Here is a 13,916-nt window from a genome sequence, read left to right as displayed (position 1 = left end):
GCCGTGTTGAACTTTTTTTTATCTTTAAGACTATTTAAAAGATGAGTTATGAGAAAGATAATTGCAGGAATCAATATGACAATTGACGGATTTTGCGATCATACGGCAGGCATTCCCGATGAAGAAATACATCAGCATTATGCGGAATTATTAAATAACGCGGATGTAGTTTTATACGGCAGAATAACCTATGAGCTTATGGGATTTTGGAAACCGCTGGTAAAAAATCCTTCAGGTGAAAAAACAATGGACGACTTTGCTTTGGCCATGGACAAAATTCCAAAAATTGTTTTTTCACGTACGCTGAAAAACACGGACTGGGAGAGTGCAAAATTGGCAACCCAGCCTATTGATGAAGTGGTTTCAGAATTGAAGCAACAACCGGGCAGGGATATTTTGATTGGCAGCCGAAGTTTAATTGTAGCATTAACCAACCTTGATTTAATTGATGAATACCAGCTTTGTATTCATCCTGTTGTAATTGGAAAAGGTTTGCCATTGTTTGACAAAATAAACGACAGGAGGGTTTTTAAACTTTTAAAAACTAAAACCTTTGAGTCAGGAGCAATAATACTTTTTTATAAACGGGCTTAATCCCTTTACGAGCGCGGATAACTAAAATACAAAAGGACAGATTTTTATAGTTTTAATTGAAGAAAAAGCTGACTAAAAAATAAAAACATTATATTTGGAAGATAAAAGTTATAAACAGCAAATACACTTAAATTAAGGCGTATATATAATAATTAAGTTGTGTATATTTATGAGTTAACAAGTGCTTTAACAAATCTCGTAAATGCCACTTTAAAGTCTCAAAATAAAAATGGCAAATCCCGAAATAGATGTAAATTCAGGTGTACAGGCAAATGTTGGAATGGATTTTCAACGTAATTGTAGTTTATATATATTTTTAGAGAAATATCACACTATTAAATATCAAAAATACTTTATCATTCTTGAGCATTATGATGACATTGTTTTTGGGTTTTTAAATAATAATGATGAAATTGATAAAGTAGAAACCTACCAAGCTAAAAAATCTTCCACTGTCTGGAGTAATTCTTCCCTATATGAGATAATTCGAAAAATCGTTGATAATGGAATTACATTGCTCTCAGATGATTTATGTAAATCAACTATCTATACTAAAAATCAATTTTTTATAACTAATAACACTATCAAGCTCAAATATAAAAATTCATTAAAAAATGAGGTAAATGTATATATAAACGAAACTAACGAATCTGTTCATTTCCTTGATTTACCAAATGAATTGAGAGAATTGTTACTCAAAGGTAATTCTAAAATAAAATTTACTGACATTCAGGCCTTGCACTTTAGCACATTAAATTTTTCTTATTTAGACTTTGGTCGAAATAGCAAGACTCAAATGGAACTACTAATTGGAAAATTTCAAGAAGTATTTGGAAATTCGATTTTAGATCACAAAGCTGCACGTGACACCTTTATTTATGAATTAGATGCAATTGATTCAAAATTTAACCAAAATAACATTGCTAAACTTTCCGACTTTAAAAAGCGACTTGAATCGACAAAAGTCAACGAGATATTAGATGTAATTACGACACATAAATTAGCTTTAGAATTTTGCCGACAAAAATCTGAAAAAATTTGTGAAAAATTACAGATTAATTTATTTGACAGTTCGTATTTCGAATTAAACTTTGAAAATAGTCTAGATAAATTTAAAGACCTTACTCAAAGTGAACACAGAAAAATATTAGATTTTGTTACACAAAATTCTGACTTACTAAATAAGCATTTTAATGACGTCAAATGTATACGTGCTCTTTATGAGAAATTCCATAAGGATATAAGTTCAACACTTTCCGAAATTCAGTTAAAAGCAGCAATTGCAGCAGCATTTTATCTTATAAAAACTAAACAATGAAAACATATTTAAGTTTAAAAAGTATTTTTTTATATAGCGAATCTTCAAAAACCAAATTTTACACTGAATTTGGATCAAAACTCAATGTCATTTATGGGCCAAACACCGCAGGAAAAAGTACACTCATTCAACTTATATTATTTGCTTTTGGGATAAATGATAATAAATTTAAATTAGTGAAAATTTTATCAGAAAATATATTTGTTAGACTAAATATAATTATTGAAAAAAATGGTGTAAGCGAAAATTATATTTTTATTAGAAAAGATGAAACTCTTTACATTAAAGATGGAAATTCAAAAGTGTCTGTTTTTAATGGTATGGGAGCTAACAATTCAGTTGAACATGTTAAACTTAAACACTTTTTCAGTGAATTATTCAATTTTAAATTGACATTAGAGTCAAAAGACGGAATAGTTCCTGCACCAATGGAAACAATTTTCTTACCATATTATGTTTCTCAGGATGTTGGTTGGGTGTATCTTAGAAAATCCTTTACAAATCTTGATTTTTACAAAAATTTTAGGGAAGATTTTTTAGATTATTATTTGGGAATAATTAATGATAGTGATAAAGAGGAAAAAAAGAGATTAGAACTAGATCTCCAAGCTAAAAGACAGCAACTAAATTTTTATATAACTTTTGAAAAAACGAATGAAGTAATTAGTGATTCGATTATTTTGAATAAAGCCTTAGAAGGAAAAGGAGATGAATTCATTAATCAAATTTCTCAGAAGAAAAATGTATTGTTAGAATATGAAAATAAATATATAAAGCTTTCCAATGCTTTAACGTTTAGTAGTCAACGTTTAGCTGTTGTTTCTAAAGTGAACCGAAATCATAACCAACAATTTCCAGGTAAGGATCCATGTCCGACCTGTAAACAAATTCTACCATCAAAAATTCAAGACGTTTATGAACATTATCAAGAAGAAAATGATACAATTAAATTAAAAGCATCTCTTTCAGAAGATAACAAAGAACTACAATCTAAACTTAATTCTCTAAATAAGAAGATTACAGAACTACGTGAAGAACTAAATTACGAAAACAAGAAATTTTTAAAGTACTCTGATAATGATATCACTTTAGATGATTTCATCAAATCCAAAGCAAATCTTGTTCTAGATAAATCAATCATTGAGAATATTGGAACTCTAAGTCTCGAAGTTGATGCTCTAAGTGAAAAATTAAAAAAATTTAATTCTGATGAGAGTTTAGGCTTTGAACGTGCAAAGAAAAACAAAATATTCAAAAATTATTATCAACTTAATAATGTACTACTTGATGTTCCAAAAGTCGAAGATGATAGATTTAACAATGTTTACGAACTTTCAAGTTTTCCTTTTCAAGGTGTTCAACTTCATTTAGCAGTATTGAGTTATCATTTATCATTTAATAAAATTATAAATGACACTAAGAATATTCATCGGTTACCTTTTATTATGGATAGTGTTTTTAAAGAAGACATTGATGGTCCAAACAGAGAAAGAATATTAAAATTTATAAATCAAAATAAACCAACTGATATACAAACTATAATTTCAATAGCTGATTCCAAAGAAAAGGACCCAAAACTTTCTCATTATAAAAAAGCCGTTTTTGATAAAGAAACCCATTACATTTTAATAGGTAATTATGTTGATAAAGAATCTCTCTTATCCGAATGTAACATGGAAACTTTTGGAAAAATCATCAATGATTCATATGAGATTATGGAAACAGTTTAAAAACCCGATCGCTCGGAAATGCACAAAATATTCTCGTGACAGATAGCGCAAAATTGAATTCTGTGCCCAGTACGAGAGAAATCAAAAACTATAAACCCTGTCAGCGTTTGAAACACTGATAGGGTTATTTTATAAAAAATAGAGTTCGAGCTATAAACTCCTAATTCAACTTAAAGTTAATCTGCATTTTCTCCAATTCCACCAACAATTCATTCGAAATCTTGATTTTCAGTTTTCGGCTTGGCATGGATAAAAAAGTAATGATTTTAGTTTCTTCGACTGGAGTTTCGACAATGGGCACTGCATTTTCTGCTTCCACAATATTGCCGTCTTCATCCATGACAATTTCGTCCACTTCAATTTCTACAGGGGCTAACGCCACTTCTTTTTTGATGGTTTCCAATTCCATCACTTCAAAGGTAACTTGATTGTCTCCTTTGTTGGATTGAAAAACAGTGTTCAATTTGTGAATTAAATCCGTCTGCAAATCTTTTATATTCAAGTGAATGATTAGTTTTTTGGCAAAAGTTTCCAAGATGTCCTGCAATTGTTTTACCTCGACGAACTGCAATCTTGGTTCCGTTTTCTTGCCGGTCTCCCTGTTTACCCAACCATCCTTGATGTTGACTTTAATGAAAACAAACTCGTTTGGTCTCAAGAAATGTCTGAACTTTAAATACTCCTCTCCAAAAATTCGAAATTCATAACTTTCTTCATATCCTTCCAGGGTGAACATTCCCCAGCCTTTCCCATTCTTGGCTTCTCGATGTTGGATGTTGTTTACGATACCTCCAAACGTCAGGTTTTTGCCAATATGCAATTCCATGTTTCTAAGGGATTCCAATTTGGCATTGCAAAAATATTTCATTTCAAATCGAAAATCATCCAATGGATGTCCCGATATATAAATTCCGACAACTTCTTTTTCCCGGGAAAGTTTTTCCATCATGTTCCAATCCTCGCAAGGCGGCACGACAGGTTCGGCAATCTGGACGTCGCTGCTTTCGCCAAACAAACTGACCTGCGATGAATTTTCGTTTTCCTGAAACTTCGCCCCATAACGAATGGCTTTTTCGTAGAACGTGATTCCATCGCCATCATCGTGAAAATATTGCGCCCTTGTTGTTCCAATGAAAGAATCAAAACCACCAGCCAAAGCCAGATTTTCGAATGCTTTTTTGTTGGCGGCACGCAAATCGATGCGTTTCGCCAAGTCAAAAATCGATTTGTATTTGCCGTCTTTCCTGTTTTCGACGATTGTCGCCACGGCACCGGAACCAACCCCTTTTACGGCTCCCATTCCAAAACGAACCGCATAATCATCATTTACCGTAAATTTATAAAACGACTCATTCACGTCAGGACCCAAAACCTGCAATCCCATACGCTTGCATTCTTCCATAAAAAAGGAAACCTGTTTGATGTCGCTCATATTATTGGACAAAACCGCCGCCATGTATTCGGCAGGATAATGCGCTTTCAAATAAGCCGTTTGATAGGCAATCCAGGCATAGCAAGTAGAGTGCGATTTGTTGAAGGCGTAACTCGCAAAAGCTTCCCAGTCTTTCCATATTTTTTCCAAAACAGTGGCATCGTGCCCTTTTGCCGAAGCTTGTTCCACAAACTTGGGTTTCATTTTTGCCAAGACATCTATCAGTTTTTTACCCATGGCTTTACGCAAAACGTCAGCTTCACCTTTGGTAAAACCAGCCAACGATTGGGACAAAAGCATTACCTGCTCTTGATACACCGTGATTCCGTAGGTTTCTGCCAAATACTCTTCACAAGCATCCAAATCATACACAATAGGTTCTTCTCCGTTTTTTCTTCGAACGAAAGAAGGAATATATTCCAACGGTCCCGGACGATACAAGGCGTTCATCGCAATCAAATCCCCAAAAACCGTGGGCTTCAAATCCTTCATGTATTTTTGCATTCCGGGCGACTCGTATTGGAAAATTCCAACTGTTTCTCCTCTTTGGAACAGCTCGTAGGTTTTGACATCGTCAATCGGGAAAGTATCGGGGTCCAATTCGATTCCCGTTCTATATTTAACCAATTTCACGGTATCTTTAATCAGCGTCAGGGTCTTCAAACCCAAGAAGTCCATCTTCAAAAGTCCAGCACTCTCGGCAACGGAGTTGTCAAACTGGGTAACATATAAATCCGAATCTTTGGCTGTTGTTACAGGAACAAAATTCGTAATATCCGACGGCGTGATAATTACTCCACAGGCGTGAATACCCGTGTTTCGCATAGAGCCTTCCAGTATTTTGGCTTGCTGGATGGTTTCGCCTGCCAGGTCGCCTCCGTTGGCGATGGCAATGAGTTCTTTTACATTGTCAAATTCATCCGATCGCAAAGCTTTTTTGACATCGTCTTCTTTTTCTGAAATGAACCGAGCCAAATTCCATTTGGACGGCATCATTCCGGGGATCAATTTGGCAATTCTGTCGGCTTCAAAAAGTGGCAAATCGAGTACGCGGGCCGTATCGCGAATGGCCGATTTGGTGGCCATTTTACCATAAGTAATAATTTGTGCTACCTGATTGGAGCCATATTTATTGATTACATAATCCATCACGCGACCACGACCCTCGTCATCAAAATCGATATCAATATCGGGCATCGACACACGATCCGGATTCAGGAAACGCTCAAAAAGCAGATCATACTTAATCGGGTCGATATTCGTGATTCCCAAACAATAGGCTACCGCAGAACCCGCTGCCGAACCACGACCGGGTCCGACGGATACATCCATTTTTCGGGCTTCGGCGATGAAATCCTGGACAATCAGGAAATAACCCGGATATCCCGAATTGGAAATCGTGAGCAACTCAAAATCCAATCGTTCTTGAATGTCGGGCGTAATTTCGCCATATCTTTTTTCTGCGCCTACCATGGTAAGGTGGCGCAAATATTTATTTTCACCTCGAACGCCGCCATCAGCCTCGTCTTCCGCCACAAAAAACTCTTGCGGAATATCATATTTAGGCAACAATACGTCGCGGTAGAGCGAGTATATTTCGACTTTGTCCACAATTTCTTGAATATTGGTAATTGCTTCCGGCAAATCGGCAAAGAGTTTTTTCATCTCCTCTTCCGATTTGTAATAATATTCTTGATTGGGTAAGCCATAACGGTATCCACGACCACGACCAATAGGGGTGGCTTGCTTTTCACCGTCTTTCACGCACAACAAAATATCGTGTGCATTGGCGTCTTGTTTGTTTAAATAATAAGTATTGTTGGTGGCAATTAATTTTACGTCATGCTTTTTCGAAAACTCGATCAAGGTTTGATTTACCCTGTTTTCATCCTCTTGATTGTGGCGCATAATTTCGAGATAAAAATCGGGCCCAAATTGTGCTTTCCACCAAATCAAGGCTTCTTCGGCTTGGTTTTCACCAACGTTCAGAATTTTACTCGGAATCTCTCCATATAAATTTCCGGACAAAACCATGATGTCTTCCTTGTATTTTTCGACAATGATTCTGTCAATTCTAGGCACATAATAAAACCCTTCGGTATAAGCGATGGAAGCCATTTTGGCCAAATTATGATAGCCTTTTTTGTTTTTGGCCAACAAAACCACTTGATAACCATTGTCTTTTTTGGTCTTGTCGAAATGATTGTCGCAAATATTGAATTCGCAACCTACAATGGGCTTGATTTCGGTTTCCGTTGGTTCTTCACCACTTTCTACCAAAGTTTTGTTTTTGGCAGAAGCCGATTTGTTGTGATTCATTACTGCACTCACAAAATGGAAGGCTCCCATCATGTTTCCCGTATCCGTCATCGCCACGGCAGGAAATTTATTTTTGGCTGTTGCCGTAACCAGACCTCCAATGGCAATGGTGGATTGCAAGACAGAAAACTGGGTGTGGTTGTGTAAGTGCGCAAAATTGGTGTCGACTAATATTTGCTTGTTATCTGAAAGTTCCTGTTTGGAAATAGATGTGCCTTGTTTCGCTCCAAATTGCTGACGAATTCTATCAGAAGCTTCTTTTAGATTGATGTGTTTTAAGCCGATTAGCTCAATTTCATAAGGATTTTTACTTTTGAAATCCCTGAAATAACCCGCATCAACATCCAATTCTTCTTTGGTGAAAACATCGGTACGAATCAATTCGAAAAAGCAACGCGTTGTCGCCTCCACATCGGCAGTGGCGTTGTGTGCTTCCGCAAAAGGTTTATTGAAAAGATATTGGTGTAATTCGGTTAAGGTTGGCAGTTTAAATTTTCCGCCACGGCCTCCGGGCAATTTCAGTAAAGAGGCGGTAACTTCGGTACAGGTATCCAAAATTGGCATTGAACCCATTGGGCTTTCGACTCCCAATCTGTAAAATTCGCAACCCATAATATTGATGTCAAAACCCAGGTTCTGACCCACAATAAATTTGGTTTTCGATAAAGCGATATTGAATTTCTCCAAAACTTCGGCCAAAGGAATTCCTTCCGCTTCTGCCAATTCAGTTGAAATACCGTGAATTCTCTCGGCATCATACGGAATATTGAACCCTTCCGGCTTGACCAAATAATCCTGGTGCTCGATGACTTTTCCCATATCATCGTGGAGCTGCCAGGCAATCTGAATACATCTTGGCCAGTTGTCCGTGTCTGAAATAGGTGCGCCCCAACGCTTTGGTAAACCTGTGGTTTCGGTATCGAATATTAAGTACATAGTTGGATTTTAATGCTTTGCAATTGCCTGAAATTACATTTAGCAGTTTTCAAATTTAGAATTTTTTAACTGAAAACAGCGTGCAAGTTATCAACAAAAAAGTGCTCTGAAACTCGAAACCCCAATTCCTGTTTTAAATCATTTTTACACTAATTTTCGCTCCAAAATTCACAAAAAAATTCAAAAATCTATTTTTTGGATGTCGTAGTATTTTGTCAAAAAAATATCGTTTGCGACAGCCAAAACAATTCTGGTTTGAAGACCCCAAAAGCAGAATTGGTGTTTTGTTTAGTAATAAACATAAGTCGCAAATTTTGCAAATTATTACTATTTTTATTCGTTTTGTTACATTTTACAGGTACAAACTTGCTTATTTACACCAAAATAGAGATAAATTTGCAAAAAAATAAAACCATTGTTAAGGCGTTGGAAACAACATTAAAAAGAGAATTAAAGTTAAAATTAAAAAACGATATTCCACTGTAAATAAATATCAGAAGTAGTTAGTCGTTGTAAAAACAACTTTGGGTATCGTATATATGTAGAATAGTAAAATTGACAACTTTATTTCTTTTTATAAATTTGCACCCATTGTTATAATTATGGGCAATTGCCAAAATTGTAAAAAAGAGAAATACACTAAAAAATATTAAAAATGAGTAAGACATTATTTGACAAAGTATGGGATGCACACGTAATACGTAAAATTGAAGATGGACCAGACGTGTTTTTTATTGACCGTCATTTCATTCACGAAGTTACAAGTCCTGTTGCTTTTTTAGGTTTAAAAGGAAGAGGTGTTTCGGTTTTGTACCCAGAACGTACTTTTGCAACTGCCGATCACAACACGCCAACCATAAACCAACACTTACCTGTTGCCGATGCTTTATCTGCCAATCAATTGAAAGCATTAGAAGATAACGCTGCAGAATATGGCATTTCTCACTGGGGATTAGGACACCAAAAAAATGGTATCGTTCACGTGGTAGGTCCTGAAAACGGAATTACTTTGCCGGGTGCAACTATCGTTTGTGGAGATTCCCACACTTCTACTCACGGTGCTTTTGGAGCCATTGCTTTTGGTATTGGAACTTCTGAAGTGGAAATGGTTTTGACTACTCAATGTATCATGCAGCCAAAGCCAAAGAAAATGCGTATCAACGTAAACGGAACTTTGAGCAAAGGTGTAGGGCCAAAAGATGTGGCTTTGTATATCATTTCAAAATTGACTACTTCTGGAGGTACAGGATATTTTGCTGAATATGCTGGAAATGTTTTTGAAGAAATGTCCATGGAAGGTCGTATGACTGTGTGTAACCTTTCTATCGAAATGGGTGCTCGTGGAGGTATGATTGCTCCTGACCAAAAAACTTTCGATTTCTTGGAAGGACGTTTGTATGCTCCAAAAGGAGAAGCTTGGACAAAAGCTGTTGAGTACTGGAAAACGTTGAAAACAGATGCTGATGCAATTTTTGATGCTGAATTGAATATCGATGCAGCAGATATTGAACCAATGATTACTTATGGTACAAATCCTGGAATGGGAATTGGTATCTCTCAACATATTCCAAGCGCTGACCAAGTGGAAGGTGGCGAGGAAACTTATAAAAAATCTTTGGCTTATATGGGCTTCAACGAAGATGATGTGATGATTGGAAAACAAATCGATTATGTTTTCTTGGGAAGTTGTACCAATGGTCGTATTGAAGATTTTAGAGCTTTTACAGAAATTGTAAAAGGAAGAAAAAAAGCAGATAACGTAACAGCTTGGTTAGTTCCGGGTTCTCACGTTGTGGAAGCACAAATCAAAGAAGAAGGTCTTTTGGATATTCTTACTGAAGCTGGTTTCGTATTGCGTCAGCCAGGATGTTCAGCTTGTTTGGCAATGAACGATGACAAAGTTCCTGCCGGGAAATATGCGGTAAGTACATCAAACAGAAACTTCGAAGGTCGTCAGGGTCCAGGTTCAAGAACTTTATTGGCTTCTCCAATTATGGCAGCAGCAGCAGCGGTTACCGGAAAATTAACTGATCCAAGAGATTTGTTTTAATAGAATGACAATTTCAAAAAAGAATTAAAAATAAAAAGGTTTTAACTATTTATGATTTATTTCCCTTGATGGAAAATCTGAATTCTAAAATCTAAAATCTAAAATTACAATGGCATACGATAAATTTAATATCCTTACGAGTAGTGCAGTGCCACTACCAATAGAAAACGTAGATACTGATCAAATCATCCCGGCTCGTTTCTTGAAAGCTACAAAACGTGAAGGTTTTGGAGACAACCTTTTCAGAGACTGGAGATACAACGGAGATGAAACTCCAAAAGCTGATTTCGTGTTAAACGACAAAACATACAGCGGAAAAATTCTTGTTGGAGGGAAAAACTTCGGTTCAGGATCTTCTCGTGAGCACGCTGCCTGGGCAGTTTACGATTACGGATTCCGTGCAGTAGTTTCTAGTTTCTTTGCAGATATCTTCAAAGGAAACTGTTTGAACATTGGTGTTTTGCCAGTACAGGTTAGTCCTGAATTTTCAGAAACTATTTTCAAAGCTATCGAAGCTGATCCAAATACACAATTGGAAATCAATTTGCCGGAACAAACCATTACTTTATTGGCAACTGGAGAAAAAGAATCATTCGATATCAATGGATACAAAAAGAACAATATGATCAATGGTTTTGATGATATTGATTATTTACAAAGTATGAAAGAAGAAATTGTTGGCTTCGCCGACAAGCTTCCTTTCTAATAAAAAAACCTAAAAAAATGCAGTTACGGAAGCATTCCCTTATGGGTTTTGCCGAAGTAACTGCTTTTAGTGTTTTATATAAAATACAATATTCCGATTTCAAATTAGCGAAATCGCACTAGCATCAAATTAAAATGGAAAAAAGAAAAATTGAAATAATGGATACGACGCTCCGTGATGGCGAACAAACATCAGGAGTATCATTTTCTGCCGCAGAAAAATTAACCATTGCGCAATTATTGCTAGAAGAACTACATATTGACCGCATCGAAGTGGCATCAGCCCGTGTAAGCGAAGGTGAATTTCAAGGTGTAAAAGGAATTATGTCTTGGGCTGAAGAAAAAGGATATGCCAATCGTGTGGAAGTATTATCTTTTGTCGATGGGGGAATTTCTATCGAATGGATGAAAAAAGCAGGAGCCAAAGTTCAAAATTTATTGACCAAAGGTTCGCTAAATCATTTGACCCATCAATTAAAAAAAACACCAGAACAGCATTTTTCTGAAATCGCACAATCTATTGCTTTGGCGAATGAAAACGGAATTGCCACCAATGTCTATTTGGAAGACTGGAGTAATGGTATGCGCAATTCCCCGGAATATGTTTTTCAATATTTGGATTTTTTGGTTACTCAACCTGTAAAAAGAATCTTGTTGCCTGATACGTTGGGAGTTCTTATTCCTTCGGATACTTTTGAATTTATTTCCAAGATTACGGCCAAATACCCAAACATACATTTTGATTTTCACGCACACAACGACTACGATTTAAGTGTTGCCAATGTGATGGAAGCCTTAAAAGCGGGTGTTAGCGGATTACATGTTACCGTAAACGGAATGGGAGAACGTGCCGGGAATGCACCACTCGAAAGTACTGTTGCTGTTATCAATGATTTTTTGCCGCAAATAAAAATAAACGTAAAAGAATCCTCTTTGTACTCGGTGAGTAAATTGGTAGAAACTTTTACCGGATATAGAATCCCTGCAAACAAGCCTATTGTTGGAGACAACGTGTTTACCCAAACGGCAGGAATCCATGCCGATGGAGACAACAAAAACAATTTATATTTCAATGATTTGCTTCCGGAGCGTTTTGGAAGAAAACGAAAATATGCTTTAGGGAAAACGTCAGGCAAAGCCAATATCGAAAAAAATCTACAGGAATTAGGTTTGCAACTGAATCAGGAAGACTTAAAATTGGTTACCCAACGGATTATCGAATTGGGTGACAAAAAAGAAACTGTTACCAAGGAAGACTTGCCTTACATCATTTCAGATGTTTTGGACAGTCATACTTATGAAGATAAAATTGTTATTGAATCTTATGTTTTGGTTCATTCCAAAGGGTTTCAGCCGTCGACATCCTTGCAATTGAAAATAGATGGTGAAATCATAGAAGAGCACGCACAGGGTGACGGGCAATTTGATGCTTTTATGAACGCCTTGACAAAAATATACAAGAGCAAGAAGCTTTCGTTGCCAAAATTGGTTGATTATGCTGTTCGTATTCCACCGGGCAGTAGTTCAGATGCGTTGTGCGAAACCATAATCACCTGGACCAACAACGGAAAAGAATTCAAAACCCGTGGACTCGATTCAGATCAAACTGTAGCAGCAATCAAGGCAACCCAAAAAATGCTGAATGTAGTTGCGTAAATTATATAAAATTAAAATAATATCAAATTCAATCTAAAAATAATGAAATTTAACATCGCCCTTTTAGCCGGAGACGGAATCGGACCAGAAGTAATTGATCAAGCAGTAAAAGTATCAGATGCAATTGCACAAAAATTTGGACATGAAATTACTTGGAAACCAGCTTTAACTGGAGCTGCGGCAATTGATGCAGTAGGTGAGCCTTATCCAGATTCAACACATGAGATTTGTAAAAACGCTGATGCTGTTTTATTTGGGGCTATTGGTCACCCAAAATATGATAATGATCCTTCTGCTCCAGTACGTCCTGAGCAAGGTTTGTTAAAAATGCGTAAAGCCTTAGGGTTGTTTGCAAACGTGAGACCTACTTTTACATTTCCATCTTTATTGGATAAATCGCCATTAAAAAGGGAAAGAATCGAAGGAACTGATTTGGTTTTCTTGAGAGAATTGACAGGAGGAATCTATTTTGGAGAAAAAGGAAGAAGAGACAACGGAGATACTGCTTTTGACAACTGTGTGTACACAAGAGCTGAAGTACAACGCTTGGCTAAAAAAGGTTTTGAATTGGCCATGACACGTTCTAAAAAATTATGTTGTGTGGACAAAGCAAACGTTTTGGAAACTTCACGTTTGTGGAGAGAAACAGTACAAGCTATGGAAAAAGATTATCCAGAAGTAGAAGTGAGCTATGAATTTGTTGATGCTGTTGCGATGCGTTTGGTTCAATGGCCAAATTCTTATGATGTATTGATTACTGAAAACTTGTTTGGAGATATTTTGACTGATGAAGCTTCTGTAATTTCAGGCTCAATGGGATTAATGCCGTCAGCATCTATGGGAGCTGAGGTGTCTTTGTTTGAGCCAATTCACGGTTCATATCCGCAAGCAACTGGTTTAAACATTGCCAACCCTATGGCTACTGTTTTATCTGCTGCCATGATGTTTGAAAACTTTGGTTTAATGGAGGAAGGAAAAGCAATGAGAGATGCGGTTAATAAAGCCTTGGAGGCAGGAATCGTTACGGAAGATTTAGCAGATGGTGGTAAAGCCTATGGAACAAAAGAAGTTGGAGATTGGTTAGCAGCCAATATATAATTTACACTCTATTTCTCCCTCTTCAAAAGAGAGGGTTGGAATGGAACTGAAACAAAAAAGGTGTCAATTTTCATTGAC

8 protein-coding genes are annotated in these 13,916 nt (G+C 36.4%); 7 read left to right on the top strand and 1 reads right to left on the bottom strand.

What is annotated here, in order from left to right:
* Positions 1-48 precede the first annotated feature (48 nt).
* The 3 genes from BUC16_RS01155 (at position 49) to BUC16_RS01145 (ending at position 3,642) form a co-directional block, all read left to right on the top strand.
* A complete protein-coding gene (locus tag BUC16_RS01155) occupies positions 49-594 on the top strand; it encodes a dihydrofolate reductase family protein (RefSeq protein WP_073367311.1) in 546 nt (181 codons plus the stop codon).
* A gap of 229 nt (positions 595-823) precedes the next feature.
* Positions 824-1,912, top strand: a complete 1,089-nt coding sequence (locus BUC16_RS01150; RefSeq protein ID WP_073367310.1) for a hypothetical protein — start codon at positions 824-826, stop codon at positions 1,910-1,912.
* On the top strand, positions 1,909-3,642 hold the full coding sequence (locus tag BUC16_RS01145; protein ID WP_073367308.1) for an ATP-binding protein: 1,734 nt from the start codon (positions 1,909-1,911) through the stop codon (positions 3,640-3,642). Before BUC16_RS01150 ends, BUC16_RS01145 begins: the two co-directional genes overlap by 4 nt.
* 160 nt (positions 3,643-3,802) lie before the next feature.
* On the opposite strand, the gene dnaE is transcribed toward BUC16_RS01145, so the two are convergent.
* Positions 3,803-8,329 carry a DNA polymerase III subunit alpha gene (gene dnaE, locus BUC16_RS01140; RefSeq protein WP_073367307.1) on the bottom strand — a complete coding sequence of 1,509 codons (4,527 nt, stop codon included), beginning with the start codon at positions 8,327-8,329 and terminating at the stop codon, positions 3,803-3,805.
* A 655-nt stretch (positions 8,330-8,984) separates the two neighbouring features.
* Between dnaE and leuC the strand changes: the two genes are divergently transcribed.
* The 4 genes from leuC to leuB all read left to right on the top strand — a co-directional run bounded on the left by leuC (position 8,985) and on the right by leuB (position 13,838).
* Positions 8,985-10,379 carry a 3-isopropylmalate dehydratase large subunit gene (leuC, locus tag BUC16_RS01130; RefSeq protein WP_073367304.1) on the top strand — a complete coding sequence of 465 codons (1,395 nt, stop codon included), beginning with the start codon at positions 8,985-8,987 and terminating at the stop codon, positions 10,377-10,379.
* A 109-nt stretch (positions 10,380-10,488) separates the two neighbouring features.
* Complete coding sequence (gene leuD / locus BUC16_RS01125) at positions 10,489-11,085, top strand: 3-isopropylmalate dehydratase small subunit (RefSeq protein WP_073367302.1); 597 nt, start codon at positions 10,489-10,491, stop codon at positions 11,083-11,085.
* A gap of 134 nt (positions 11,086-11,219) precedes the next feature.
* Positions 11,220-12,740: a hydroxymethylglutaryl-CoA lyase-like TIM-barrel protein gene (locus tag BUC16_RS01120; RefSeq protein WP_073367301.1), complete on the top strand. Its 1,521-nt coding sequence runs from the start codon at positions 11,220-11,222 to the stop codon at positions 12,738-12,740.
* A 42-nt stretch (positions 12,741-12,782) separates the two neighbouring features.
* On the top strand, positions 12,783-13,838 hold the full coding sequence (gene leuB, locus BUC16_RS01115; protein ID WP_073367299.1) for a 3-isopropylmalate dehydrogenase: 1,056 nt from the start codon (positions 12,783-12,785) through the stop codon (positions 13,836-13,838).
* The last annotated feature ends 78 nt before the right edge of the window (positions 13,839-13,916 follow it).

It is taken from the genome of Flavobacterium fluvii, from assembly GCF_900129545.1.
Lineage (GTDB): Bacteria > Bacteroidota > Bacteroidia > Flavobacteriales > Flavobacteriaceae > Flavobacterium > Flavobacterium fluvii.
This window is presented reverse-complemented; position numbering and strand designations above follow the sequence as displayed.

What these genes read in the sequence shown, in the direction of transcription:
- dnaE (WP_073367307.1), bottom strand. Translation starts at nt 8,329, where the DNA reads ATGTACTTAATATTCGATACCGAAACCACAGGTTTACCAAAGCGTTGG.
- BUC16_RS01155 (WP_073367311.1), top strand. Translation starts at nt 49, where the DNA reads ATGAGAAAGATAATTGCAGGAATCAATATGACAATTGACGGATTTTGC.
- leuC (WP_073367304.1), top strand. Translation starts at nt 8,985, where the DNA reads ATGAGTAAGACATTATTTGACAAAGTATGGGATGCACACGTAATACGT.
- BUC16_RS01120 (WP_073367301.1), top strand. Translation starts at nt 11,220, where the DNA reads ATGGAAAAAAGAAAAATTGAAATAATGGATACGACGCTCCGTGATGGC.
- BUC16_RS01150 (WP_073367310.1), top strand. Translation starts at nt 824, where the DNA reads ATGGCAAATCCCGAAATAGATGTAAATTCAGGTGTACAGGCAAATGTT.
- leuD (WP_073367302.1), top strand. Translation starts at nt 10,489, where the DNA reads ATGGCATACGATAAATTTAATATCCTTACGAGTAGTGCAGTGCCACTA.
- leuB (WP_073367299.1), top strand. Translation starts at nt 12,783, where the DNA reads ATGAAATTTAACATCGCCCTTTTAGCCGGAGACGGAATCGGACCAGAA.
- BUC16_RS01145 (WP_073367308.1), top strand. Translation starts at nt 1,909, where the DNA reads ATGAAAACATATTTAAGTTTAAAAAGTATTTTTTTATATAGCGAATCT.